Source organism: Bradyrhizobium sp. USDA 4449 (assembly GCF_054056275.1).
Genome location: NZ_JBSRYD010000001.1, coordinates 845740 through 870955, shown reverse-complemented (window position 1 = coordinate 870955; position 25216 = coordinate 845740). Strand labels below are relative to the sequence as shown.

Here is a 25216-nt window from a genome sequence, read left to right as displayed (position 1 = left end):
TACTTCGCAATTGCAACCAAACGCTTAAATGTTTGGTAGTAACCTGGCGGATGGCGCGCACTGTTCTGCCGGAGTTTTGTGCAGTCCTCCACTGTCACCGCAATTCCGTAATTTCACTGGGATGTTACGGCGTGCTGCCAGCGCAGTTCTAGCTCACCCTCCTTCTCGTCCGCCGAACCAACGACGTTCCTTAATTGAGCTCCCCCTTCAGCCGTCTCGTCGGCAGATCCTCGCCGCTGGCGTCAGCCAATGGCACGCCGCGTTGCTCAACGATCACAACACGCATCCGCAACGGGCCGATTTCGCGTAGGCCAAAAGCCGCGGGTCGGCTCGGGGATGCGCGTCGCAAAAGCGATCGATGATTTGGCCGACCTTCTGATCGTAGTCTCGTTGCCAGTGTCCCAACCCGTGCAGAGCGCTTTCCTGGCACGCAATCGAGTTGAGGCAGAGGGTGCGCTCCATCGTGCGCAGCGCGGTCTCGTGGAGAGTCGGCAGATCGGGTTCGCCGGCAAGCGTCAAGCGCGGAAACGTATCCCACCACATGTAGCAGACACAGTTCAGTGTTCCGGCATCGGCTTCGCTCAGGTGACACAGACTGGGCGTGCAGCGCGGCTCGAACAATTTCGCAAACAGCGTTGCGACGGACTCCACGCAGCGGAGCCGGTCCCTGACCGGCACATCAGTCGAGCAAAGCCATCCGACGTCGCCGCTTGCGCTCGTATTGACGAGGTAGGCCAAGCCCTGCGCAATTTGGCTGTCGGCAAAGCCCGATAACGCCGGCTCGGGATCGTCAAACAGGCGCGTGAGATGGGATACGGCTTCCGCGGGATGCGGGTCCCACCAATCATGTTCGGGATCGAAATACCACGGTGCTTGCTGAAAGCGAACCTCACGTCCAAATGAGTGCTCCAGCCAGGCATCAAAGCTGAGGTTTTGCACGCGCATCACGATGGCCGCGACCGATCCAGAGCCTCGCGCTCACCCAAACGACAAGCCGCCGCAATGATGCGCATCGCCATCAAAGCCGGCTGGCCCGTGCGGTTCATCTCAGCCTAGTAGAGGCACTGCCGGACCCAATAGCCACCGCTGACCCGTATCCACTGACATCGGCTTGGAGGCGGCTCTTTGATGATAGGCCATCCGTGAATGTCGATATCGGTGGGCGCTGTAATGCCGCGCCAATAGACCGCCTTCGCTTGCGGGAAGCTGATGAGAAGGGCGGCCGCAAAGCAAATGATGGCAACGCAGACCAGCCGGTAGCAGTGCATTGTGTCATCCTCCGATGAACGCATATCGATGCTACGCCGGGTTCGCCATCAAGCCAAGAGGCGCCATGTTTCGGATCGGACAGGGGGATTGCAGGAGAGCACACCAAACTCTCGATCGCTGCTGAGCGCGTGCCGTCATCCAGCGAGCGCGCGCACCACCGTCAATGATCCCCAACGATCCGCACCAGCTCCACTTCGAGCTTCAACCCCGGCGCTTGTTTTGCGAAGCCCGTGCAGGGGGTGGATGAGTCGTCCGTCGAGCGGCCCGAGACGACGATGTCGAGCTCATCCAATCCGAAGACACCGGGGGCCCCGACTCCACGCGCCGGGCGGAAAGGCTGGCTTTGAAGTGCTCGCCCTGCTGCGACCAGTGCCCCGCATAGGCAAACGTGGAATCGCCGCCGTCGAGCGTCCCGTCAGGGGCGAACTCGACGACGCCGGCGCCTTCGCCGACGGGCGTCTTGAACCAAACGGAATATCTGCCGGGGGTGATCACCGAGGCCACCATATCGACTTTTATCCGGGGTGAGTTGAGCCAGATCAAGATGGCGATCGCGTGGCGGGCGGGTGTTATACGTCATGAACAACTTCAGGATGAGGGACATCCGCTGCGCGGTTCTTCCGGCCTGCCTCACCCTGCCACCGCCATCACCACCACCGGCAATGCCACCGCCGCCAGCAGCGTCCCCAGTGCCACCGCGCCGGATACCGGGTTCACCAGCCGCTGATATTGCGCAGCAAAGATATAGGCATTCGCGCCGGTCGGCATCGCCGCGAACAGCACGATGACGCCGGTGGCCACCGGCGGCAGGTTCAACAGCTTGGCGAGCGCAAAGGCTGTGGCCGGCATCGCCAGCAGCTTGAGCCCGCACATCACGACGACGCTCAGCGTCTCGCCCTTCACCTCGAACCGAAACAAATTGATGCCGAGCGCGATCAGCGCGGCCGGCGATCCCGCCTGCGCGAGCAGCTCGATCGTCCTGTCAACGACCGGGTTGAGGCCGAGGCCGGTGAAGCGCCAGACCACGCCAAAGCCGATGCCGAGCATCAGCGGATTGCGCGCGAGATCGGCGAGCACGGGCCGGAGCACCGCGAGAAGCGAGCTGCCCTTCTTGCGGCTGACGAACTCCATCTGCAAAATGCCGCAGAGCCACAGCAGCGGCGTGTTGACCGACAGGATCAGCGACATCGGCCCCCGCGGCCTCGTTGCCGAGCGCCGAGAGCACCAAGGGGATGCCGAGCATCACGATGTTGCCGTAGACCGAGCCGATCGCGAACACGACGCCGTCCTCCCGGTCCTCGCGACGTTCGCGCAACAGCGCCGAGATCAGAAGCGCCGCGGTCCAGGTCAGCGCGAGCGCGCCGTAATAGGCGCCCCACATCCTGTAGGGGCTGACGTCGGGGAAATCAGACACGACGATGGTGCGAAACAGCAGCGCGGGGATCGCGATGCTGAAGGCGAATTCGGAGATGCCCTTGTGCGCGCCCTCGGAGACGAAGCGAAACAGCACCGACGCATAGCCGGCCGCAATCAGCGCAAACACCGGCGCGACGATCAACACGGTGGCCATGCGGTCCTCCCCCTCACGGGGAGATCAGGCCCACCACCCCACGCGCTTTCTGGATGATGCCATCATGCCGGTGTTTTGCCCGACGTGTCAAAGGAAATTTCGAAAAATCCGCAAGCGGCGGAGGATCGCGAGGCGGGCCGGCGCGCTGGCTACTGTGCATGGGGTTGTTTTCGAGGTTTGGGCCACGCTTGCGGCATACCGTCCCTCCTGTTGCCGAGACCGCACAGCCGCCGACCTTTCGCCTCCGCCCTCGTTGCCAACCAACGCCCGTTCACCCACAATCCCGCCCGACTCGACACTTTGGGGGATCAGATGCCGGCATCTCGCATCACGACATCCATGGTTGCCGCGAGCCTCTCGCTCGTCCTGGCCGTTCTGGTCCGGCCGGGCACCGGCCATGCCTACACGCCCGAGCAGCAGCAGGCCTGCACGCCGGATGCGATGCAGCTGTGCGGCGAGTTCGTGCCTGACGTCGATGCCATCACCGCCTGCATGATCCGGAAGAAGTCGCAGCTGTCGCCGCAATGCGCGGCGTTCTTCCGCCGCGGGCCGGAGTCGGGGGATGCGGCCACGCCGACCAACATCGCGCCCAGGGCAACGTCAAAGGCGAAGAAGACCGGCAAGGCGAAGGCGCCCAGGAAGAAAACGACGGAGGACGGCTAGAGAAGGCCGGGCCGCTCGCGGTCCGCGTTCCCTCGCTGAAACCTCGTCATGCCTCCCACGTCAAATTGCGCGAACTCCCCAGGCCGCGACAGCCCGTTCGCGGCACTGGCGCAACCGCTTGCAGCAATCGCCAGCGCGCCCGATGAAAAAGCGCGGTAAGGATTTGCGCGGCCAGGTTGTGATCGGGTTTTTTCCGCGCGAACGGCGGTTCATGCCAGTATATTTGTCCGTCGTTGCGCAAGGCAGTGTGACTCAAAAGCCAACACGTCTTGTTATTTCGTGGCGCCGAGACGACTGCCGATAAATTTTTCTTTCCCGAATCAGCGTGGTGATTCATTTTCGCGGCCTGGGGTCAATCTGGAGGCCAGAGGTATGAACGTCATTGTTTTTGCATCGCGTAAAGGCGGCTCGGGCAAGAGTACCCTGGCCGCACATCTTGCTGCGCAGATCAAGGCGAGCAAGCAGGTGATGCTCGTGGATGCGGATCCGCAAGGCTCGCTCACGCTGTGGCACAAGCTGCGTGGCACCAACGAGCCGCCGATCAAGCCGGCGGTGAACTCGGTCAGCGGCATCGTCTCCGCTGCCAGGCGCGATGGTTACGAGTGGGTGCTGATCGATACGCCGCCGAACCTGTCGGCCGTCGTCGACGATGCGATCAAGAATGCCACCATGGTGGTCATCCCCGCGCGTCCCGGCGTGTTCGACGTCAACGCGGTGCAGGAAACCATTCAGATGTGCCGCGCGGCGCGCAAGCCCTATGCGGTCGTGCTCAACGGTGCACCGGCCAAGCGCGACGAGGCCGAAAGCCCGATCGTCACCATCGCCCGCGAGGCGCTGGCCAAGTTCCGCGCTCCGGTGTGGGGCGGTCAGATCACCAATCGTTCGGATTTGTTGATGGCACTCAGCCACGGCGAAGGCGCGCGTGAGTATCAGGCCGAGAGCCGTGCGGCCCAGGAAATTGCAAGGTTGTGGGCGGCGATCGAGCGTTCAGTGAAAGCTATTCGCGGCACGGCGTCGGCTTCAGGCGCAATGCACAAGCAGGCGGCTTAATTTCATCATCCATTTCCCCGGACGACAAACGCGCGGACCATCCCGCGCGTTTTGCGTTTGTGGGGACTGACGGTCAGGCGACCATCAGCATGTAGAACACGATGACCGGCGACAACGTCAGGATCACCGACCAGATGCCGACGGCCCAGATGATGTCTGCGGTGGAAAAGCCCTGTTGCTCGGCGTTGTCAAAGCTCTGCGTGGCGTCGTAGCGCGACGCCATATCATTCTGATTGTTCAAGATCGCCCCCGCGATTTCTTCGCTTATGGGCATGAACGATAGGCGAAAGGTTTTAAGATTCCGGCTTGCAGTTCCGCTCGCATTTGAGCGCAATCGCGATGCCCGGGTTAACCATGCACGCCGGCTTGCTCAGCCGGCGAGGCAGACCCGAAACAGCAACACCGGCATCAGGCCGAGCATCACGGCCCAGAAGCCGAACGACGACACCACCAGAATTCCCTGCAAAAAATCGGCAGGCGCGAACATTTCCGCCGCGGTCGGGCGAACGCGATGTCCCATGATCATTCCCCCCTTCTGAAAGACGTTGAAGCCGAACGATAGGCCCCATTGCGTAAACGAGGCGTGGATGCCCTATGCGGCGGTAGCGAAGCCCGTTCGTAACGGGTTAACCACGGCCACGCTCTCTCGCTCCCTCCTCGTCGTGACGGGGAGAGGCGAAGGAACGAAGTCATGCCGCGACCATCATCCGTCGTGCAATCTCGCGATCGAGGGTGACTGCGAGCTCGCTGCTCACCTCCACCATCGGCAGGCGCACCTCGGGGCTATCGATCAGGCCGGCTCGCCACAGCCAGTACTTCGCCGGCGCCGGGCTCGGTTCGGTGAACAGCAGCCGGGTCAGCTCCGCGACCTCCAGCCAGCGTGCTGCGGCTGCATCGGCATTGCCGCGCTTCAGCTCGCTATAGACGGCCGCGAAGGTGTCGGTCTCGAGATGCGCGGACAACAGGATTCCGCCATCGGCGCCATCGCTGAGCGCCTCGAAATAATTGGCGTCCTCGCCGGTGAGCACACGAAAATCCTTGGGCCGGTCGCGCAGCAATGCAATGGACTGCTCACGGCTTGCGCCGCAATCCTTCAGGCCGACGACGTTGGGATGTTCGGCCAGCCGCAGCAGTGTCTGGTTGCTGATGCCGACGGCGCAGCGATAGGGAATGTTGTAGAGCGCCAGCGGCCAGGCCGCGTGATCGGCCAGCGCCTCGAAATGCGCTGATATCCCGCGTTGCGACGGCCGCACATAATAGGGGCTCGCGATCAGATAGAAGTCGATCGGCCAGTCCGCGGTCTCATCGAGCCGCTCCTTCAGCCGCGAGGTGTCCGCGCCCGATAGCCCGAGGCCGATCGGAATGGAGCGGCGGCCGGTCGCCATCTCGTCGCGCACGATGGCGACGAGGCGTTCGAGCTCGGCGTCCCGCAGCGTCATCCCTTCGCCCGAGGTCGCTCCCAGGATGAAGCCGTCGATGCTTTGCGCGCCGTAGTGTCGCGTCAGTCGCCGCAGCGACACCTCGTCGAGGCGGCCGTCGCGAAACGGTGTCACCAGCGGCAGCCAGAGCCCGTGCATACGAGTTCGCAAATCGGTCATGTTTTATCTCCTTCTCACAAATGAACCTGAGACGGAGGGCACATGAAAAAAACCCCGTCCAGGTGGCGGGGTTTCCGGGATTTGGCAGCGATGACGAAGTTAGCCTAGCGCGCGCAAAAATCCGAGGTCCCCGGATGGGGGCCTTTTTTCGAGGCTGATGCCTTCGACAAGACTGCGCACGACTTCGTGATCATTTGCAAATGATGCGGGGTATGCCCAGCACTGTCAATACACGCGGAGGGCGAAACGACTTTTGGACAGAAAAAAAGCCGGACCCGAAGGGCCCGGCTTAGGTATTGGCCACGTGAGGCCGACACAATCACCTTCCAAGAGGGATTACTGAACTCCCGCGCCACTGGAGGAGGGGGACAAATGCGCAACGCGAAGGCTCAGCGTGCAAACAGTATGGGCTTGGCGAGCGGTATGCAGCAACAGCCGAGGCCGCATGTCAGTCATGCGGAAATCAGGACGGCCAACGCTGCGCCTTGCTCACCACGAAGTCGCGGAACACCTGCACGCGCGCCACGGTCTTCAGCTCTTCCGGATACACGAAATACGTATCGAGCTGGATCGAGTCCGACTCGCCGAACAGTTGTACGAGGCGGCTCTGTTCTTCGATCAGATAATCCGGCAGCGCCGCGATGCCGAGGCCCTGTTGACAGGCGCGCACGAGGCCAAGGATGTTATTGACCCTGAAATAGGCTTCGCGCGGACCCGAGCCGTTGCGGCCGGCTTCGACCAGCCAGTTGCGGTTCTGCAGATGCGGCGCGAAGTTGCCGTCGGAGAGCGTGATGATGCGGTGGGAGTCGAGCTCCTCCAGCGTCCGCGGCGTGCCGAAGCGCTTGATGTAGTCGGGGGAGCAATAGGCGTGAAAGCCCATCGCGAAAAGCTTGCGCTGGATGAGATCCGGCTGCGTCGGCTTGCGGGTGCGGATCGCAACGTCGGCCTCGCGCATCGACAGGTCCAGTTCCTCGTCGGTCACGATGAGCGAGATCCGGATCTCCGGATACAGCGCGGTGAATTCCCCGAGCCGCGGGATCAGCCAGTTGATGCCGACGCCGGGCGTGGTGGTGATCTTGAGATCGCCGCTCGGCCGCTCGCGGCTGTCAGTCAGTTTCGCGCGCGCCGCCTGGAGCTGCATGAACACGTCATGGGCGGTGCGGAACAGGAGGTCGCCTTGTTCAGTGAGGATCAGGCCGCGGGCGTGGCGGTGGAACAGCGAGACCGAGAGCTCCTGCTCCAGCGCCGAGACCTGGCGTGAGACCGCTGATTGCGACAGGCCGAGTTGCTCTCCCGCATGCGTGAAGCTGCCCGCTTCCGCCGCCGCGTGAAACACCTTCAGCTTGTCCCAGTCCATATCCGTAAATCCGTCGCGTGTTCGGGGCATGATCGTTATTCCGCTGCCGCGCGCTCGCTGGCGCGCAGGGCCAAGAAACGTTCGGCCTCGAGCGCTGCCATGCAGCCGAGGCCTGCGGCCGTCACGGCCTGGCGATAGGTTTCGTCGGCGACGTCGCCGGCGGCGAACAGGCCGGGGATGGACGTCGCGGTCGAGTTCGGAGCAACCTCGACATAGCCCGACGGTTTCAGCTTGATCTGGTCTTTCACGAGCTCGGTCGCCGGCGCGTGGCCGATGGCGATGAAGACGCCGTCGGTCTTCAAATCCGTCAGCGTGCCGGTCTTGACGTTCTTCAGCCTGATATGGGTCACCTTGTTCGGGTTCTCGGTGCCGCAGATCTCGTCGACGGCGGAGTCCCACACCACCTTGATCTTCGGGTGCTTGAACAGACGTTCCTGCAGGATGCGCTCGGCGCGGAAATGGTCGCGACGATGCACGATGGTGACCTGCGAGGCATGGTTGGTCAGGTACAGGGCTTCTTCGACCGCGGTATTGCCGCCGCCAACCACCACGACCTCCTTGTTGCGGTAGAAGAAGCCGTCGCAGGTGGCGCAGGCCGACACGCCGCCGCCCTGGAATTTGAGCTCGGACGGCAGCCCGAGCCAGCGCGCTTGCGCGCCTGTGGCCAGGATCACGGTCTCGGCGAGATAGACGTCGCCAGAGTCGCAGGTGAGGCGGAACGGCCGCTGCGAGGTGTCGAGCTTGACCACGAGGTCGGAGACGATCCTGGTGCCGACATGGACCGCCTGCTTCTCCATCTGTTCCATGAGCCAGGGGCCCTGGATCACGTCGGCGAAGCCCGGATAGTTCTCGACGTCGGTGGTGATGGTGAGCTGACCGCCCGCCTGGATGCCTTGGATCAGGATCGGCTCGAGCATCGCGCGCGCGGCGTAGATCGCGGCGGTGTAGCCGGCGGGGCCGGAGCCAATGATGACGACCTTTGCATGAACAGGAGCGGACATTTCGATGGACGCCTTTCACGGGGGATTTGCAGCGCGCGCGCGGAACGGGCCGGGAGGCCTCGCGGAGGCGCTGAAATATCAGAGCTAATCTAAGCCTTCTGGTGAGCTATGCAAGAATTGCATTCCCTGTCGGCGGATTTTTCCAACAAGGAACAAAAGTCGATTGCGCCGCACGCGCAATAAAATTGCTCATTTCTCCTGGACTCGGCTATGAGGATTGCGACAGACCCATTCGATACCGCCGGTAAGGCCAGGAGTTCCAATCACGTGTCGCGGAACCTAGACGAGATCGACCTCAAAATTCTCGCCGAGATTCAGGCCGACGGTCGAATCACCAATGTCGAACTCGCCAAACGGGTCGGTATTTCCCCCCCGCCGTGCTTGCGCCGGGTCCGCGCGCTGGAGGAGGAGGGCTATATCCACGGTTACCGGGGGCTGCTGGATGCGCGAAAGCTCGGTTTCGACGTCACGGTATTTGCCGCAGTGCACCTCTCCAGCCAGGCGGAAGCGGATTTGCGTGCCTTCGAGCAGTTCGTCCGCGCCGAACCCTTGGTGCGCGAATGCTGGATGCTGTCCGGCGAGGTCGATTTCATCCTGAAATGCGTCGCGCCCGACATGGCCACCTTCCAGGACTTCGTGACGCACCTGACCGCCGCGCCGCATGTGCGCAACGTGCGCACGTCGCTGGTGCTGCACAATTCGAAGTATGAAGCCGCCGTGCCGCTGGACGTGAAGGGGCGGCGCTAGAGACGACGAGTCAGCGCCGCAGCGCATCCACGCTGATCGGGCCGCCACCGGCGACGGCGAGGAAGAGACACGCAAAGCACAGCACGATCGCCAGCGCACCGTCGTTGACCACGGGAAAGAAGCTGTGCGGCAGATGTTCGATGAAATAGGCGAAGGCCATCTCACCGGAAAGGATGAAGGCGGCCAGCCGCGTGAAGAGGCCGATCATCAGCAGACCGCCGAGCACGAATTCCAACATGCCGGCAACGCCCCAAAGCGATAGCGGCGCGACGTCGGAAAACATCTCCACCAGGGGAAACTTGAACAGCTTGGCGACACCGTAGTGAAAGAACATTAGCCCGGTGACGAAGCGGAAGAGGCTGAGCAGATAAGGCTGACTCTGTGCGGCAATGCGATCGATGTCCATCGTGTCCTCCCATCCCCGGACGGCAGCGGCGAGCATGACGAAGGACGGTGCGGTCCACAATTGCACACCGAGCATATCGCGAAACAGAAAAAGCCGCGCAGAGCGCGGCTTTTCAGGCAGCTTTCGAGTGGATTACCGCCACTCCACCTTGGTGATCTCGTACGCCTTGGCACCGCCGGGCGCGTTGACCTCGACGGTCGAGCCCTTTTTCTTGCCGATCAGCGCGCGCGCCAGCGGCGAGGTGATGGAGATGCGGCCCTTCTTGGCGTCGGCCTCGACCTCGCCGACGATCTGCCACACCGTCTTCTTCTCGGTGTCCTCGTCGACCAGCGTCACGGTGGCGCCGAACTTGATGGTGTCGCCGGAGAGCTTGGAGATGTCGATGATGTCGGCGCGCGCGAGCTTGTCCTCCAGCTCGGCGATGCGGCCCTCATTGTGGGACTGCTCTTCCTTCGCGGCATGGTATTCCGCGTTCTCGGACAGGTCGCCGTGCGAACGCGCCTCCGCAATATGCTCGATGATACGCGGACGGTCCTCGGACTGGCGCTTCTTCAATTCTTCCCCGAGCGCGGCAAAGCCGCTCGCGGTCATCGGAACCTTTTCCATCTCTTCTCTCGTCCTTCGGCTGCGCGCCCGCCCAGCGGAGGGCGCGGCAGCCTTGATTCGTCAGTCTGTCCGGGGGCTGAACACGCCGCCGCCGGAGCGTTATGTGGGTCTGGCGCCGGAACAGAACAACCACATGGCCGGACAGTTCCTCCGGCCATTGTGGCTTCATTGCCAGTCACTTAGCGGAAACTTTGGCTTCCCGCTCGCGATCAGGTTTCCGAAAAGTAGCTCTGCAGGGTCCGAACCTCAAGGTCCCCGCCCAGATAGGCGCGGATGCCCTGCGCGGCCGCCACGGCCCCGGAAAGAGTGGTGTAATACGGCACTTTATGCAAGAGGGCCGCACGCCGCAGCGAACGGCTGTCGGCGAGCGCCTGCGGGCCTTCGGTGGTGTTCAGGACGAGCTGGACGTCGCCATTGGTGATGGCGTCGACGATGTGTGGCCGTCCCTCCAGCACCTTGTTCACCTTCTCCGCCGGGATGCCTTGATCGGTCAGGAAGCGCGCGGTCCCCGAGGTCGCCAGCACCTTGAAGCCGAGCGAATGCAGCTGGCGCACGGCTTCGGCGATACGAACCTTGTCGCTCTCGCGCACCGAGACGAATACCGTGCCCTTGCGCGGTACCCGCGTGCCGCCGCCGAGCTGGCTCTTGGCAAAGGCGACGGCGAAGGAGCGGTCGATGCCCATGACTTCGCCGGTCGAGCGCATCTCCGGACCGAGCACCGTGTCGACGCCGGGGAAACGGGCGAACGGAAACACCGATTCCTTCACGCCGACATGCTTGAAGTCGGCCTTCTTCAGCTTGAAGTCGGCGAGCTTCTCGCCGGCCATGATGCGCGCCGCGATCTTGGCGACCGGCGTGCCGATCACCTTGGCGACGAACGGCACCGTGCGCGAGGCGCGCGGATTGACTTCGAGCACGTAGATTTCGGCGTCCTTGATCGCGTATTGCACGTTCATCAGGCCGACGACGTCGAGGCCGAGCGCGAGCTCGCGCGTCTGCCGCTCCAGCTCCGCGATCATCTCGGGCTCGAGCGAGTGCGGCGGCAGCGAGCAGGCGGAGTCGCCGGAATGGATGCCGGCTTCCTCGATGTGCTCCATGATCCCGACGATGAAGGTATCCCTGCCGTCGCAGAGGCAGTCGACGTCGATCTCGGTGGCGTCGGACAAATAGCGGTCGAACAGCAGCGGGTTCTTGCCGAGCACGGTGTTGATCTGCCCGGTCTTGTCGTTCGGATAGCGCGCCTTGACGTCCGCCGGCACCAGCTCCGGCAACGTGCCGAGCAGATAATCGTTGAGCTGGTTCTCCTCGCGGATGATCTGCATCGCGCGGCCGCCGAGCACGTAGGATGGGCGCACCACCAGCGGCAGGCCGAGATCGGCGGAGACGAGGCGAGCCTGCTCGACCGAATAGGCAATGCCGTTCTTCGGCTGCTTCAGGCGGAGCTTGTCGAGCACGCGCTTGAAACGGTCGCGGTCTTCCGCAAGGTCGATCGCATCGGGCGAAGTGCCGAGGATCGGCACTTCGGCGGCTTCCAGGGCGCGCGCGAGCTTGAGCGGGGTCTGGCCGCCGAACTGCACGATGACGCCATGCAGCGCGCCCTTCGTGCGTTCCTTGGCGATGATCTCCAGCACGTCTTCGGCGGTCAGCGGCTCGAAATAGAGCCGGTCGGCGGTGTCGTAGTCGGTCGACACCGTTTCCGGGTTGCAGTTGACCATGATGGATTCGTAGCCGGCGTCATGCAGCGCGAAGCAGGCGTGACAGCAGCAATAGTCGAACTCGATGCCCTGGCCGATACGGTTCGGGCCGCCGCCGAGGATGATGACCTTCTTCTTGTCGGACGGCGTGCTCTCGTCGGCGGCGCTGCCCGCAAACGGCGACTCGTAGGTCGAGTACATATAGGCGGTGGGTGAGGCGAATTCGGCCGCGCAGGTGTCGATCCGCTTGTAGACCGGACGGACGGCGAGGGCGTGACGCTTGGCCGTCACCTCGGCTTCCGTCGTCTGGGCAAGCACGGCGAGCCGCGCATCGGAAAAGCCCATGGCCTTGAGCGTGCGCATGCCGAAGGCATTGCCGGGCAGGCCGTGCTTCCTGACCTTGTCTTCCATGTCGACGATGCCGCGCATCTCGCCGAGGAACCAGGGATCGATCTTGCAGGAGTTGAAGATGTCCTCGTTCGACCAGCCGAGCCGCATGGCTTGCGCGACCTGGAGAATGCGGTTCGGCGTCGGCGTGCCGAGCGCGGCGCGGATCGCGTTCTTGTCGTCGTCGCGGCCCAGGCCCTCGATCTCGATCTCGTCGAGGCCGGTCAGCCCGGTCTCAAGCCCGCGCAGCGCCTTCTGCAGGCTCTCCTGGAAGGTGCGCCCGATCGCCATGACCTCGCCGACCGACTTCATCGAGGTGGTCAGCGTGGAGGAGGCGCCGGGGAATTTCTCGAAGGCGAAGCGCGGGATCTTGGTCACCACGTAGTCGATGGTCGGCTCGAACGAAGCCGGCGTCGCACCGCCGGTGATGTCGTTGGCGATTTCATCGAGCGTGTAGCCGATCGCGAGCTTGGCCGCGACCTTGGCGATCGGGAAGCCGGTGGCCTTCGAGGCCAGCGCGGACGAGCGCGACACGCGCGGATTCATCTCGATCACGACCATGCGGCCGTCTTCTGGATTGACGCCGAACTGCACGTTTGAGCCGCCGGTCTCGACGCCGATCTCGCGCAGCACCGCCAGCGAGGCGTCGCGCATGATCTGGTATTCCTTGTCCGTCAGCGTCAGCGCCGGCGCCACCGTGATGGAGTCGCCGGTGTGCACGCCCATCGGGTCGAAATTCTCGATCGAGCAGACGATGATGCAATTGTCTTTCTTGTCGCGCACCACCTCCATCTCGAACTCTTTCCAGCCGAGAACGGATTCCTCGATCAGGACTTCGTTGGTGGGGGACGCATCAAGACCGCGCTCGATGATGTCGAGGAACTCTTCCTTGTTGTAGGCGATGCCGCCGCCGGTGCCGCCCATGGTGAAGGACGGGCGGATGATCGCCGGCAGGCCGATCTCGGACAGCGCCATCATGGCCTGGCCGAACGCGTATTCCTGGTAGCGCTTGCGGCGATCGCTCTCGCCGAGCGTCCATTGCCGGTCGAGCTCTTCGAGCGCAGCGCCCGACAGCTTCTCGCGTTCGGCGTGGTATTTGTCGCGGAAGGATTTCTTGAGCTCGGAGGCGTTGGCGAGACGCGACTTGGGCGTCTCGAGCCCGATCTTGGTCATGGCCTCGCGGAACAGCTGGCGGTCCTCGGCCTTGTCGATGGCATCGGCCGTCGCGCCGATCATCTCGACGTCGAACTTTTCCAGCGTGCCCTGCCGGCGCAGCGACAGCGCGCAATTCAGCGCGGTCTGGCCGCCCATGGTCGGCAGCAGCGCAAAGCCGCCGGGAACCACGTGACGTTCCTTCTCGATGATCTTGGCGACGATCTCGGGTGTGATCGGCTCGATATAGGTCGCATCGGCCAATTCCGGGTCCGTCATGATCGTGGCCGGATTGGAGTTGACGAGGACGATGCGATAGCCCTCTTCCTTCAGCGTCTTCACCGCCTGCGTGCCCGAATAGTCGAACTCGCAGGCCTGGCCGATCACGATGGGACCGGCGCCGATGATCAGGATGGTGGTGATGTCAGTACGTTTGGGCATCAACTCTCGCCGAAGTCGGATTTGGGCACAAAAAAAGGGCGCGCTGCTGCGCGTCCCTTTGGCCGAGAGCGCGGTGGTCTCCCTCGCGCGCGGGTGGGTCTTAGACCAGTTTTCGGGGCGGCGAAACCCCGAAAAACGCCCATCAACCGGCAATTTTGACGGGTTTTGGCCGCGCCTGCCAGCCTCGGGCGAGATGCATCAGAAGCGACGCCGCAACGCTTGATCCACCGATCCAGCCGAGGTCGTTTGGCGAGAGGGTCGCCAGCACCGCGCCGCCCAGCGCGCCGCCAATGGCGAAGCCGAGATACATCGCGGAAGCGTTGAGCGAGAGGGCGATCATCGAGGCCTGCGGCTCGATCCGGATCAGGCTCGCGATCTGGGCTGGATAGAACGCCCAGCCCGAAATGCCCCAGAGGAAGATCGCGCCCAGCACCGCATAGTGCGCCTGGGCGGGCATCAGCTTCAGCACCAGCGAGTGCAGGATCAGCGCGCCGGCCATGCCGGAGAGCCCGAGAGCTGCGGTTGCGAGCGTTCCGAGCCGGTCCGCAAGCACACCGCCGAGCATGTTCCCGATCGCGGCCGCGCCGCCGAACACCAGCAGGGCAAGGCTGATTTGCGAGGCATCGAAGCCGAGGCCGCGCAGCGGCACCGCGAAATAGGTGAATACGGTGAAGCCACCGAGCGCCCATAAAATCGTGATGAGCAGAGCGATCAAAACATTGCTGTGACGTGCCAGCGCCAGCCGTTCGCTGAGCGAGGCCGTGTTGCGCGGCAGGCCGCGGGGCAGGCCGAGCAGCAGGCCGGCGAGCGCGGCCGCGCTGATCACGGCGACCATCGCAAAGGTTGCGCGCCAGCCGAACAGGCTGCCGACGAGATTGCCGACGGGGACTCCGACGACGGTAGCGATGGTCAGGCCCGAGGTGACCAGCGCCACCGCCCGGCCACGCCGTTCGGGCGAGGCGACCGCAACCGAGACGGCGAGCGCCGTCGGCATGCACAGTCCGGATCCCAACGCCATCAGCATCCGCGAGGCCAGCAGCAGGGCGTAGTTGGACGCCACCACTGCCGCGACGTTTCCGGCGATGAAGGTCGACAGCGCGAGCGCCAGCACCGTTCGGCGGTCGATGTTGTTCAGCGTCACCGCGAGGATCGGCGAGCCCACGGCATAGGTGAGGGCGTACGCGGTGACCAGTTGGCCGGCGGCGGCGACCGAAATCGAGAGATCATTGGCGATCGCCGGCAAAAGCCCAGCAATGACAAAGCCTTCGGTGCCGATCGCAAAGGCCGCGAGGGCCAGCCAGATGACGCTCATCGGAAGCAATCCTTATGTTCAATGATTATTGAACCATCGAACATGGCGATTTAGGAGTCAATTGGTTCAAGAACTATTGAACATCCCGGTGGTATCGCTATGATTCGGAAATCATGAGCCGCACGCTTCCCCACCCCGCCCGCGAGCAGATCGAGCTGCCGCTGGTTCTGGATTGTCTGAGCGATCCGATCCGATTGGCGATCGTTTATCAGCTCGCCCAGCAGGAACGTGTCAGCAGCGAGCTTCGCTGCGGCGACTTCAATGGGCTCTCCGCCAAGTCGAACCTCACCTATCACTTCGCAAAGCTGCGCGATTGCGGGCTGATGCAGACGCGTGTGGCAGGCACGAACCGCTTCATGCGGCTGCGCCGCGACGATTTGGAGGCGCGCTTTCCGGGCCTGCTCGATGCGGTGCTGAAGTCAGCGGCGAAGGACGCGGAGCGGCTAAAGCTGGTTGCGGAGTGCGATGCGGTTGAGGCGGATTGAGCCGCGGGGAGGGAGTCCGTCTTCGCTTGCGCTGCGCTCCAGCTACGCCGGACACGCTTCGCCCCTTCGGGTCTTGCTGGCTGCGCCACGCGTAGCCCCGAAAGGGCGAAGCGTGGAGACCCGGCCTGGATTTGAACCAGGATGAAGAGCAATGCACTGCTCTCGCGTAGACGCTTCCGCCACCGGGCCGCGGCGATCATGTCCGATCGGGGTGCGACAAGCCACCTCAGGCGGTGGTTATGCTTAACGCACCAGTGGCGGCCTTGCGATGAAGGTCATACGCCAGCGGTTGTGGCCGATATTGGTGTTGGCGCGTTGGCTGGCGAAGCCGGCGGCCTTGAGCTTGGCGGTGATCTCGTCCTCGCTGTAGCGTTGGAGACCGATGCGCGTGCGCAGATGACGGTAGTCTGATAGCGCGGTGCTGACCAACCCGATCAATGCATCCTTCAAAAAGCCGTGACGCAGGCCGAACGAGAGCAGCGCCGTCACGTCCCTGACCATGCCGACCTGGGGCTGGAGGATATCGCCGAGCACGAGCTTGCCCGATGGCTTCAAAATCCGCCTGATATTGAGGAGCGCGGCATCGAGCTCCTCCGCCGTCATGTATTGTGCGACCGAGTTCATCACGACGAGGTCGATGGACTGGTCCTGCATCTTGCGGACGTCGTCGAGCGAGCGGACGCGGATCTTGGTGTTCGGGGCAAAGCGCGCGATCAGCCGGCCGCGCACGCCGGGCGCGGGCTCGGCCAGGATCAGCTGGCCGCAGGCCGACGCCACCTGGCTCGCAGACAGCGCCTCGCCGCAGGCATAGTCCAGCACGGTCGCCTCCGGCGAGGTGATGTAACCGATGATGTCCCGCGCGATGATCTGGAAGTGCAAGTCGCGATGCAGCTTGCTGACATAGATCGTATGCGTCGAGTCGTAGTAGTCGATCCAATCGTCCATAGTGTCCCGCCCAACGGTTCCCCAAGGGGGAACCGCGTTGCCTGCCTTGCGTTAGGGGTGCGACGGCCCGCCGTCAACGTCTGCGTCCTAACAGGAAGGTTTCCCGTGAGCAAAGCCCCCAGCAAGGTCTCGCCCGATCTCGACACCCCCACCGATCTCCCCGCGGCGGCAACCAAGAAGGTTTCGGAAGCGCTCAACGTGCTTCTGGCCGACGCGTTCGCGCTGTATCTGAAGACCAAGAATTTCCACTGGCACATCAGCGGCCGGCATTTCCGCGATTATCACTTGCTGCTCGACGAGCAGTCGGACCAGATCTTCGCCACCACCGACCAGCTGGCCGAGCGCGTCCGCAAGATCGGCGGCACCACGCTGAGGTCGATCGGCCAGGTCGCCAAGCTCCAGACCATCAAGGACAACGACGACGATTACGTCCCGCCGCGCGAAATGCTGCGCGAGCTGATGCAGGACAACAAGCATGTCGCGGCGGCGATGCGCAAGGCGCACGAGGTCTGCGACGACGCCGGCGACGTCGCCAGCGCCAGCATTCTGGAAGTCTTCATTGACGAGACCGAACGCCGGACGTGGTTCTTGTTCGAGGCGACGCGGCAGGAGGGCGGCAACGAGGCATAAGGGCGCGCTGCCGTAGGGTGGGTTTGCCCTGCGATAGCGCAAAGCGCAATCGCAGGGCCGTAACCGACCTCTTCTGTTTCCGCGGATAAATACCGTGGTGGGTTACGCCTTCGGCTAACCCACCCTACGGCACCGTCTTTGTCCTATCGCCACAGCCGCATCAGCGCGCCATGCTTGCCCGTCACCGGGTCGGCTGGCGGCAGCGCCACCTCTGGAATCGTCTTCAGCGCCTTGGCGTGGTTCTCCGGCGTCGGCCGCGTGATCTCCATCTTGCTGCCCGGCGGATAGGCGCCGATCACGCAGAAATCATCGCTCGCCTTGATGCACTGATGCCCCGTGCCGGCGGGCAGGATCACGACATCACCGGCCTTGATGTCCAGCTCCTGGCCGTGATCGCCGCCGAAGCGAACGCGGGCGTGGCCGCGCGCGACACCGAGCACCTCATGCACCGTCGCGTGATAGTGCAGATAGTCGTAAACGCCATTGCGCCAGGTGCCGCCCCAATCGTTGGTCGCGAACAGGTTTTCGATGGCCTGTTCCGGCTGCTTCGGATCGAGCGCCACCGCGCCCTGGTAGACCAGGAACGGAAGGATGTTGTTCGGCACGCGCCCGTCGTCCTCGAACACGATGGCAAGCGGCTCGGCGTTGTCGCGGACGACGGACATGGCAGGGCTCCCGCGCGAAAGTGACAGGAATTAACGGCGCGGGTGAAACGACGTTCCTTTGACGAAAAAGCCCGGGACATGGCCCGGGCTCGATCTCGTCGTCCTGCTCACGTGCGCCTTACGCGCTCTTCTTCTGCCGCATCAGGTCGGCGAAGCGCTGGAACAAATAGTGCGAGTCGCGCGGACCCGGTGAGGCCTCGGGGTGGTACTGCACGGAGAACACCGGCTTGCCGTCGAGCTGGATGCCGCAATTGGATCCGTCGAACAACGAGATGTGGGTCTGTGTCGCGCCATCAGGCAGCGTCGTCTCGTCCACGGCAAAGCCGTGGTTCATCGAGGTGATCTCGACCTTGCCGGTGGTCTCGTCCTTGACGGGATGATTGGCGCCGTGATGGCCCTGATGCATTTTCTTCGTCTTCGCGCCGACTGCGAGGCCGAGCATCTGGTGGCCGAGACAAATGCCGAAGGTCGGCGTGCCCGACTTGATGACGTCCTTGATCACAGGCACGGCGTACTTGCCTGTGGCGGCCGGATCGCCCGGACCGTTCGACAGGAACACACCATCCGGCTTCATCGCCAGAATGTCTTCGGACGAGGTCGTCGCCGGCACCACCGTCACCTTGCAGCCGACGCCGGCGAGCAGGCGCAGGATGTTGCGCTTGATACCGTAGTCGATCGCGACGACGTTGAACTCGGGCTTCTCCTGCCGGCCAAAGCCCTTGTCCCACAGCCAGGGCGTCTCATCCCAGGTGAAGCGCTGGCCGGAGGTGACCATCGGCACGAGGTCCATGCCCTCGAGGCCCGGCCATTCGCGCGCTTCCTCCTTGAGGCCATGCATGTCGAACTCGCCGTCCTTGGCGTGCGCGATCACGGCGTTGGGCATGCCCTTGGAGCGGATCAGCGCAGTCAGCGCCCGGGTGTCGATGCCGGAGAGGCCGATGATGCCGCGTGCCTTCAGCCACTGGTCGAGATGCTTGGTGGCGCGGTAATTCGAGGGATCGGTGATCGCAGTGCGCAGGATCACGCCGCGCGCACCAGGCGTCGCGGCCATGTTCACGGTCTCGATGTCTTCCTCGTTGGTACCGACATTGCCGATATGCGGGAAGGTGAAGGTGATGAGCTGGCCGGCATAGGAGGGATCGGTGAGGATCTCTTCATAGCCCGTCATCGCGGTGTTGAAGCAGACTTCACCGACCGCGTGGCCTTCGGCGCCGAGACCAAAGCCTTCGAGCACCGTGCCATCGGCAAGCACGAGGAGCGCGGTCGGTTTGTGGTCCGGCCAGGCGGGATCGTTGTCATGTTGTGTCATGAGCCCGCTTCATAAGGCCCCCACGCCCCCCCGTCAAAGCGGGAAACGGCGGATTCACATGCGTTTTTGCATATTTGACGGGCCGCTTCAGGCACTTAGGCTGGCTCGAGAAATTTTGGGCAATTTTGCCCGCCGGCCGGGAAACAATGAACCGCTCGTGCAAGGTTCGGTCTGGCCTCTTTCCGGCGAACGGCCTAGATCAGGCCTCGGATATTCGAAGGGATCACGATCATGCTGCGCGACGACATCAACAATGCGGTCAAGGAGGCCATGAAGGCCAAGGACGAGCGCAAGCTCTCCACGTTGCGCATGGTCAATTCGACCATCAAGAACGCCGACATCGACGCCCGCGGCCAGGGCAAGCCGCCGCTCTCGGACGCCGACCTGCTCGCCGTGCTCCAAAAGATGATCAAGCAGCGCCAGGAGGCGGTCGAGCTCTACGACAAGGGGGGCCGCGCCGAGCTGGCCGCGCAAGAGCGCGAGGAGATCGCAGTGATCTCGGCGTACCTGCCGAAGCAGATGTCGGAGGAGGAGGTGCAGAAGGCGATCGCAAACGCCATCACTGAAACCGGGGCCGCCGGCATGAAGGACATGGGCAAGGTGATCGCGGCGTTGCGGGCGAAATACGCCGGACAGATGGATTTCGGCAAGGCATCCGGTCTCGTGAAGGCCGCGCTGTCGGGCTAACCGCTTCCCCTCCCCCGGAGGGGGACGGTCGATCGCGGAAAGCGCGAGCGGGGTGGGGTGATCTCTCCATTCGGGCTCCGCTTCCGTGGAGAGACTCTCACCCTACCTCGGTTCGCATGCCGCTTCGCTCGATGCGAACCGATCCACGAGCGAGCTACGCTCGTCTCGGACCCCTCCAGGGGAGGATGAGTACCTTTGTCGCGGCTCCGATCCGGTCTAGTCTCTTCGACAAAGAAGAACAAGAGGAGGCCGCCGATGACCGCCGTCAAACCGTTCCGTATCGCGATCAGCGACGACGTCCTTTCCGACCTCAAGTCACGCCTCGCCCGCACGCGATGGCCCGAGGCCGAGTTGGTCGACGACTGGAGCCAGGGCGTGCCGCTGAAATGGATCCAGGAGATCTGCGCCTATTGGGCCGACGGTTACGACTGGCGGGGGCGCGAGGCAAAACTCAATCGCTTCGATCAGTTCATCAGCGAGATCGACGGGCTCGATATCCACTTCCTGCATGTCCGTTCGAAAGAGGCAAACGCGCTTCCGCTGATCATCACCCATGGCTGGCCCGGCTCGATCGTCGAATTCCAGAAGGTGATTGCGCCGCTGGTCGATCCCGCCGCGCATGGCGGCAATCCCGAAGATGCCTTTCACGTGATCTGTCCCTCGCTGCCGGGCTTTGGCTTCTCCGCAAAACCCAAGAGCACCGGCTGGGGCGTCGACCGCATCGCCGCGACCTGGGCGAAGCTGATGGACCGGCTGGGTTACGCGCGCTACGGCGCCCAAGGTGGCGATTGGGGCTCGGCGGTGACGACCTCGCTCGGCGCACAGGACGCCGAACATTGCGCCGGCATCCACATCACGCTCGCCTTCAACACGGCACCGAAGATCGAGGGTGAGCCGACAGGGGAAGAGAAGCGCGCGCTCGCCGGCCTCAAGCATTATGTCGATCTCGACTCCGGCTATTCCAAGCAGCAAGCGACGCGGCCGCAAACGCTCGGCTATGGCCTGACGGATTCGCCGAGCGGGCAGGCCGCCTGGATCCTGGAGAAATTCTGGGCCTGGACCGACTGTGACGGTCATCCCGAAAACATCTTTGACAAGGACGAGCTGCTCGACAACGTCATGCTCTACTGGACCACGGCGACGGCGACGTCGTCCGCGCGGCTCTACTGGGAGAGTTTCGGGAAACGGCGGACCACGCCGGCCGTGAACGTTCCAACGGGCGTTGCGGTGTTTCCCAAGGAGATCATCGCGCCGGTGCGGCACTGGATGGAGCCTGGCTTCGCCAACATCACGCATTGGAGCGAGATGCAGAAGGGCGGGCATTTCGCCGCTTTCGAGCAGCCGGAGCTGTTTGTGCGCGACGTCCGGACATTCTTCGCGACGGTGCGCTGAGCTGCATCCACCCTGCGGCGCGAACTGCGGGCTCGTGGCGGTGCTGAAAGGTCCGATGCTCGGGATCTTCGTGATCGACCGAGGCCTGCTCGCGGCCAATCTCGGCGTGGCCCTTCTGCTCGCATTGCGGTGACGGTGGAGATTGCCGCTTCTATGGCGTCTTAATTCCCATCGCCTTGAGCGCATCCAGCATCCGCTGCGGCGGCCCGAGCTTGACGACGAGCGGCTTGCCGGTCTCGAGCAGGCTCTTGAGACTGGACAGGATCGCGGGCCAGCCCGATCGGCCGCCCGACAATATATCGTCGCTGAGCGGACGATCATGGCCTTCGCTCATGGTGATCCGCACGGCATCGCCCACCTGCTCGATGTCGTAGCTCACGAGGGTTGGCCCCAGTTTCTCGATCAGCTCGGGCCAGTTGACGTTGAACGTCACTGCGAGCTTGCGCGGCGGATCGTAGGCGAGCACCTCGCCGCTGATATGCAGGGCGCCATCGGGCGTGCGCACGATGAAGGCGCCCCCAGGCCGCGGCTCGACCTCGACGGCGTTGCCGAAGAAGTACTGCTTGCTGAACTCGGCCGAGGTCAGTGCCTCCCACACCTTCTCCGGCGTGGAGGCGATGTAGATGGTGTAGACGGTCAGCGGATTGAACTGATCGAGATTCATTTTGCGTCGAACCCGTTGTTGAGCGCCGTGCGCGGAATGGTGGGCACCTGGCTGTCCTCGATAGAGGTGACATAGACGAATCGCGGCCTACTCATCGCGCTTCTCCAGCTGACGTTTCAATTCGCCGAGTGCGGCGAGCTTGCCGCGCTCGAATTTCCTGATCCAGCGCTCGCCGATCTGGTGGATCGGCACCGGGTTGAGATAGTGCAGCTTCTCGCGGCCATGCCTGATCGTCGTGACCAGATTGGCCTCTTCGAGGATGACCAGGTGCTTTGCCACCGCCTGGCGCGTCATCTCCAGGCCTTCGCAAAGATCGTTCAACGTCTGGCCGTTCCTGGCGTGAAGCCGGTCCAGCAGCGACCGTCGCGATGCATCGGCGAGCGCTTTGAAGACTTCATCCATGTCAGCCATAAATAAGCAACCAAATGGTTGCATGTCAAGATGATGTCTTTGGCGCGTGCAGATGGCTGTGCTAGCCTCGTATCTCAGCCAACGCAGATTGGTTCCGGGAGGACTTTGATGTTCCGTTGCGTCCTGACTGCTGCCGCCCTCGTCCTTTTCGCCGGCAGCGCCTTGGTCCACGCACAGAAGCAGACGATCGGGGCGCCGCCCGAGGCGTCCAACATGAAACTGGTCGGCACCAACGATCTTCAGGCGCGAAGCGCCTATCAGCCGACCATCCATCATCAGGGCGACCGCTGGATCGCCTATATCGGCCACCACGGCGGCACCGATGACGTGCCTGATCCCGTCAATCCGATGACCGGCCAAGCGGAGCCGAACGGGACCTCGATCGTCGATGTCACCGATCCCGCGCATCCCAGATATCTCAGGCATCTGCCGGGCCAGCCAGGCAAGTACGAATCAGGCGGCGCACAGATGGTGCGGGTGTGCGATGGCAAGGGCTTGCCGAAGGCCGATCCCAACGCGGTCTACCTGCTGCGCACCTTCGGCAGCGAGGCGCATGAGATCTGGAATGTCGCCGACCCCGCCAATCCCGTGCTGGTCACGCGCCTCGGTGGCTTGAAGGACACGCACAAGAGCTGGTGGGAATGCGACACCGGCATTGCCTATCTCGTTTCGGGCGCGCCGGACTGGCGCACGAGGCGGATGACGCAGGTCTATGATCTCTCCGATCCCGCCCATCCGCAAAAAATCCGCGACTTCGGCCTGCCCGGCCAGGAGCCCGGCTCGACCGGCGCGGTGCCGACCGAACTGCACGGGCCGATCTCGACCGGGCCCGCAGGCAACCGCGTTTATTTCGGCTACGGCACCGACAAGGCCGGCATCTTGCAGATCGTCGATCGCGAGAAGCTCCTGAATGGGCCGAAGGAGCCGACGCCGGACAATCTGCGCTCTCCCGAGATCTCGCGGCTGCCGATGTCCGCGTTCAACGGCGCGCACACCACGTTTCCGATGCTCGACATGCCCGTCGCCGAATTCGCCGAGGACAAGGACGGCAAGACCCGCGACATCGTCATGATCGTCGACGAGGCGATCTTGAACGAATGCGGCGAAGCGCGGCAGATGGTGTGGTTCGCCGACGTCACCACCGAGACGCGGCCCATGATGATCTCGAGCTACACCGTGCCGGAGGCCAGCGGCCAGTTCTGCCAGCGCGGCGGCCGGTTCGGCTCGCACTCCTCGAACGAGAGCATGGCGCCGGTCTACTACAAGAAGATGGCCTTCATCGCCTTCTTCAATGCCGGCGTGCGGGCGCTCGACATCCGCGATCCCTATCATCCCAGGGAAGTCGGCTATTTCATCCCGGCGATCACGCAGGCGACCGACAAGCGCTGCATTCCGGTCGAGGGCGGCGAACGCTGCAAGGTCGCGATCCAGACCAACAATGTCGAGACCGACGAGCGCGGCTACATCTATATCGTCGATCGCGCCAACACCGGCCTGCACATTCTCGAGCTGACCGGGGCGGCCCGCGCCGTCGCCGGCCTGCCGAAGAACTGACGATGCGGCCCGCGGCGGCATTCGCGCTCGTCCTTGCCGTGCTCGGCGCATCGGGCGTCGGCGCCTATCAGCTCGCGTCACCGCAAGCGCAAACCTCGGAGCATTGGCGCGAGCTCGCCTGGCCGTTCCCGCGCGACGGCTGGCCTGCCGGCCGCGCCTTTCGTTGCGGGGGCGGTGCTTGCGACGGTGCCGAGCTCTACGTCCGCGCCAAGCGTGGCTTCTGTAACTGCGAGAGCGGCGTTGCCGATGATGATGAGATCGATCGCGTTGCCGACATCGATCTGATCACGCCGCGCTTTAGCGCCACTGCGCCGGGTGAGGCGGTGCACATGGGCGAGATGCATGGCCGTGCGCGGCACTACGATCTCGCCACCCATGAGGCGGCGAGCCACGCCGCCATCGGCGTCGCGCTCTCACGCCGCTGCGATCTCTTGGTCGTGGCGGTGCAGGGGCGTGGCGAAGCCGGCGCGATGCAGCATGCCGCGCTCGTGTTCCTGCGCACACCGGAGATCAAGGCGTGGGCGGCGGCGGCGCTGGACGGAAAGTGAGTGCCATGCATTAATGCAGGCAAATCGCCATCAGCGAGTTCTCCCCATGATGTCCATGCAAGCCTATCTCGCCTTTGTCGCCGCCTGCATTGCGCTCGCGCTGCTGCCGGGGCCGATCGTCACCATCGTCATCGCCAACGGCCTGCGCCACGGCACGCGCGCGGCGCTGACCAACATTCTCGGCGTGCAGATGGGCTTGTTGATCGCGATCGGCGTCCTTGCGGTCGGTCTCACCACGCTGATGGCGACGATGGGCTATTGGTTCAACTGGGTGCGCTTTGCGGGCGCGGCCTACCTGGTCTGGCTCGGCATCAAGCTGATCCGCTCTCCGGTCGAGGGCGTCTCCGTTGATGAGCCGCCGCCGCCGCCTCGAGGTGGCTTTCTCTTGCAGGGCTTTGTCGTGGCGTTGTCGAACCCGAAGCTGCTGGTGTTCTTCGGCGCATTCATTCCGCAGTTCATGGACATGAGCAAGGATCAGCTGTCGCAGGTCCTGGTGCTCGGGATCACCTTCATGGTGCTTGCCGGCATGACGGACGGGATCTATGCGCTGCTCGCCGGTCAAGTCCGCGGCTTTTTCTCGGCCCGCCGTACCCGCATGGTGTCGCGCGTCTCCGGCGGCTTCATGATCGGCGGCGGCATCTGGCTGGCGCTGATCCGGGCCAGGTGAGCAAGG

The 25216-nt window shown here is 63.6% G+C and carries 28 protein-coding genes and 1 tRNA gene; 10 read left to right on the top strand and 19 right to left on the bottom strand.

What is annotated here, in order from left to right; genetic code table 11:
* Nucleotides 1–273: 273 nt before the first annotated feature.
* From ACVIIW_RS04085 to ACVIIW_RS04070, 4 genes are all read right to left on the bottom strand, one after another.
* On the bottom strand, nucleotides 274–945 hold the full coding sequence (locus ACVIIW_RS04085) for a hypothetical protein (protein ID WP_456699559.1): 672 nt from the start codon (nucleotides 943–945) through the stop codon (nucleotides 274–276).
* A 484-nt stretch (nucleotides 946–1429) separates the two neighbouring features.
* Nucleotides 1430–1561, bottom strand: a complete 132-nt coding sequence (locus tag ACVIIW_RS04080; RefSeq protein WP_456699558.1) for a hypothetical protein — start codon at nucleotides 1559–1561, stop codon at nucleotides 1430–1432.
* A 338-nt stretch (nucleotides 1562–1899) separates the two neighbouring features.
* Entirely contained in the window at nucleotides 1900–2316 is a 417-nt protein-coding gene (locus ACVIIW_RS04075; RefSeq protein WP_456699557.1) for an AEC family transporter, read from the bottom strand.
* Nucleotides 2252–2839 (bottom strand): AEC family transporter, encoded by a 588-nt coding sequence (locus ACVIIW_RS04070; protein WP_456699556.1) that lies wholly within the window; start codon nucleotides 2837–2839, stop codon nucleotides 2252–2254. Before ACVIIW_RS04070 ends, ACVIIW_RS04075 begins: the two co-directional genes overlap by 65 nt.
* 312 nt (nucleotides 2840–3151) lie before the next feature.
* On the opposite strand from ACVIIW_RS04070, the gene ACVIIW_RS04065 reads away from it, so the two are divergent.
* Both ACVIIW_RS04065 and ACVIIW_RS04060 read left to right on the top strand, forming a co-directional pair.
* On the top strand, nucleotides 3152–3502 hold the full coding sequence (locus ACVIIW_RS04065; RefSeq protein WP_456699555.1) for a hypothetical protein: 351 nt from the start codon (nucleotides 3152–3154) through the stop codon (nucleotides 3500–3502).
* Nucleotides 3503–3874: 372 nt separating this feature from the next.
* A complete protein-coding gene (locus tag ACVIIW_RS04060) occupies nucleotides 3875–4552 on the top strand; it encodes an AAA family ATPase (protein ID WP_456699554.1) in 678 nt (225 codons plus the stop codon).
* Between the two features lie 73 nt (nucleotides 4553–4625).
* Here the strand turns inward: ACVIIW_RS04060 and ACVIIW_RS04055 are convergent, their stop codons facing one another.
* The 5 genes from ACVIIW_RS04055 to trxB form a co-directional block, all read right to left on the bottom strand.
* On the bottom strand, nucleotides 4626–4826 hold the full coding sequence (locus ACVIIW_RS04055; protein ID WP_456699553.1) for a hypothetical protein: 201 nt from the start codon (nucleotides 4824–4826) through the stop codon (nucleotides 4626–4628).
* A gap of 96 nt (nucleotides 4827–4922) precedes the next feature.
* Nucleotides 4923–5072 (bottom strand): hypothetical protein, encoded by a 150-nt coding sequence (locus ACVIIW_RS04050; RefSeq protein ID WP_456699552.1) that lies wholly within the window; start codon nucleotides 5070–5072, stop codon nucleotides 4923–4925.
* Nucleotides 5073–5241: 169 nt separating this feature from the next.
* Nucleotides 5242–6150: a 4-hydroxy-tetrahydrodipicolinate synthase family protein gene (locus ACVIIW_RS04045; protein ID WP_456699551.1), complete on the bottom strand. Its 909-nt coding sequence runs from the start codon at nucleotides 6148–6150 to the stop codon at nucleotides 5242–5244.
* A gap of 463 nt (nucleotides 6151–6613) precedes the next feature.
* Nucleotides 6614–7537, bottom strand: coding sequence for a LysR family transcriptional regulator (locus tag ACVIIW_RS04040; protein WP_027534296.1), 924 nt, complete (start codon nucleotides 7535–7537; stop codon nucleotides 6614–6616).
* Nucleotides 7538–7542: 5 nt separating this feature from the next.
* A complete protein-coding gene (gene trxB / locus ACVIIW_RS04035; protein ID WP_456699550.1) occupies nucleotides 7543–8508 on the bottom strand; it encodes a thioredoxin-disulfide reductase in 966 nt (321 codons plus the stop codon).
* Between the two features lie 267 nt (nucleotides 8509–8775).
* On the opposite strand from trxB, the gene ACVIIW_RS04030 reads away from it, so the two are divergent.
* Nucleotides 8776–9255, top strand: a complete 480-nt coding sequence (locus ACVIIW_RS04030; RefSeq protein ID WP_027551801.1) for an Lrp/AsnC family transcriptional regulator — start codon at nucleotides 8776–8778, stop codon at nucleotides 9253–9255.
* 10 nt (nucleotides 9256–9265) lie between these two features.
* Here ACVIIW_RS04030 and ACVIIW_RS04025 read toward each other — a convergent pair whose 3' ends face one another.
* The 4 genes from ACVIIW_RS04025 to ACVIIW_RS04010 all read right to left on the bottom strand — a co-directional run bounded on the left by ACVIIW_RS04025 (nucleotide 9266) and on the right by ACVIIW_RS04010 (nucleotide 15253).
* Nucleotides 9266–9655: a DoxX family protein gene (locus tag ACVIIW_RS04025; protein WP_456705085.1), complete on the bottom strand. Its 390-nt coding sequence runs from the start codon at nucleotides 9653–9655 to the stop codon at nucleotides 9266–9268.
* Nucleotides 9656–9793: 138 nt separating this feature from the next.
* A complete protein-coding gene (gene greA / locus ACVIIW_RS04020) occupies nucleotides 9794–10267 on the bottom strand; it encodes a transcription elongation factor GreA (protein ID WP_018318257.1) in 474 nt (157 codons plus the stop codon).
* Between the two features lie 209 nt (nucleotides 10268–10476).
* Entirely contained in the window at nucleotides 10477–13941 is a 3465-nt protein-coding gene (gene carB / locus ACVIIW_RS04015) for a carbamoyl-phosphate synthase large subunit (protein WP_456699549.1), read from the bottom strand.
* Between the two features lie 142 nt (nucleotides 13942–14083).
* Nucleotides 14084–15253: an MFS transporter gene (locus ACVIIW_RS04010; RefSeq protein WP_456699548.1), complete on the bottom strand. Its 1170-nt coding sequence runs from the start codon at nucleotides 15251–15253 to the stop codon at nucleotides 14084–14086.
* A gap of 113 nt (nucleotides 15254–15366) precedes the next feature.
* Here ACVIIW_RS04010 and ACVIIW_RS04005 point away from each other — a divergent pair, with 113 nt between their 5' ends.
* Nucleotides 15367–15738, top strand: a complete 372-nt coding sequence (locus tag ACVIIW_RS04005) for an ArsR/SmtB family transcription factor (RefSeq protein ID WP_456699547.1) — start codon at nucleotides 15367–15369, stop codon at nucleotides 15736–15738.
* Nucleotides 15739–15851: 113 nt separating this feature from the next.
* Here ACVIIW_RS04005 and ACVIIW_RS04000 read toward each other — a convergent pair.
* Nucleotides 15852–15927: transfer RNA gene (locus ACVIIW_RS04000), tRNA-Ala, on the bottom strand.
* A 54-nt stretch (nucleotides 15928–15981) separates the two neighbouring features.
* Nucleotides 15982–16683 (bottom strand): class I SAM-dependent methyltransferase, encoded by a 702-nt coding sequence (locus ACVIIW_RS03995; RefSeq protein ID WP_456699546.1) that lies wholly within the window; start codon nucleotides 16681–16683, stop codon nucleotides 15982–15984.
* Nucleotides 16684–16788: 105 nt separating this feature from the next.
* Between ACVIIW_RS03995 and ACVIIW_RS03990 the strand changes: the two genes are divergently transcribed.
* Complete coding sequence (locus ACVIIW_RS03990) at nucleotides 16789–17313, top strand: Dps family protein (protein ID WP_456699545.1); 525 nt, start codon at nucleotides 16789–16791, stop codon at nucleotides 17311–17313.
* A gap of 143 nt (nucleotides 17314–17456) precedes the next feature.
* On the opposite strand, the gene ACVIIW_RS03985 is transcribed toward ACVIIW_RS03990, so the two are convergent.
* Nucleotides 17457–17978: a cupin domain-containing protein gene (locus tag ACVIIW_RS03985; protein WP_456699544.1), complete on the bottom strand. Its 522-nt coding sequence runs from the start codon at nucleotides 17976–17978 to the stop codon at nucleotides 17457–17459.
* 118 nt (nucleotides 17979–18096) lie between these two features.
* Complete coding sequence (carA, locus tag ACVIIW_RS03980; RefSeq protein WP_456699543.1) at nucleotides 18097–19287, bottom strand: glutamine-hydrolyzing carbamoyl-phosphate synthase small subunit; 1191 nt, start codon at nucleotides 19285–19287, stop codon at nucleotides 18097–18099.
* Nucleotides 19288–19518: 231 nt separating this feature from the next.
* Here carA and ACVIIW_RS03975 point away from each other — a divergent pair, with 231 nt between their 5' ends.
* A complete protein-coding gene (locus ACVIIW_RS03975) occupies nucleotides 19519–19974 on the top strand; it encodes a GatB/YqeY domain-containing protein (protein WP_456699542.1) in 456 nt (151 codons plus the stop codon).
* A 255-nt stretch (nucleotides 19975–20229) separates the two neighbouring features.
* A complete protein-coding gene (locus tag ACVIIW_RS03970) occupies nucleotides 20230–21366 on the top strand; it encodes an epoxide hydrolase family protein (RefSeq protein WP_456699541.1) in 1137 nt (378 codons plus the stop codon).
* A 151-nt stretch (nucleotides 21367–21517) separates the two neighbouring features.
* Here the strand turns inward: ACVIIW_RS03970 and ACVIIW_RS03965 are convergent, their stop codons facing one another.
* Together ACVIIW_RS03965 and ACVIIW_RS03960 are read right to left on the bottom strand one after the other, a co-directional pair.
* Nucleotides 21518–22030 (bottom strand): SRPBCC family protein, encoded by a 513-nt coding sequence (locus ACVIIW_RS03965; protein ID WP_456699540.1) that lies wholly within the window; start codon nucleotides 22028–22030, stop codon nucleotides 21518–21520.
* A gap of 87 nt (nucleotides 22031–22117) precedes the next feature.
* Nucleotides 22118–22432, bottom strand: coding sequence for an ArsR/SmtB family transcription factor (locus ACVIIW_RS03960; protein ID WP_456705084.1), 315 nt, complete (start codon nucleotides 22430–22432; stop codon nucleotides 22118–22120).
* 117 nt (nucleotides 22433–22549) lie between these two features.
* Here ACVIIW_RS03960 and ACVIIW_RS03955 point away from each other — a divergent pair, with 117 nt between their 5' ends.
* The 3 genes from ACVIIW_RS03955 to ACVIIW_RS03945 are packed head-to-tail and all read left to right on the top strand — an operon-like array spanning nucleotide 22550 to nucleotide 25210.
* On the top strand, nucleotides 22550–23995 hold the full coding sequence (locus tag ACVIIW_RS03955) for an LVIVD repeat-containing protein (RefSeq protein ID WP_456699539.1): 1446 nt from the start codon (nucleotides 22550–22552) through the stop codon (nucleotides 23993–23995).
* Nucleotides 23996–23997: 2 nt separating this feature from the next.
* On the top strand, nucleotides 23998–24543 hold the full coding sequence (locus tag ACVIIW_RS03950; protein ID WP_456699538.1) for a hypothetical protein: 546 nt from the start codon (nucleotides 23998–24000) through the stop codon (nucleotides 24541–24543).
* 49 nt (nucleotides 24544–24592) lie between these two features.
* Nucleotides 24593–25210 (top strand): LysE family translocator, encoded by a 618-nt coding sequence (locus ACVIIW_RS03945; protein ID WP_456705083.1) that lies wholly within the window; start codon nucleotides 24593–24595, stop codon nucleotides 25208–25210.
* The last annotated feature ends 6 nt before the right edge of the window (nucleotides 25211–25216 follow it).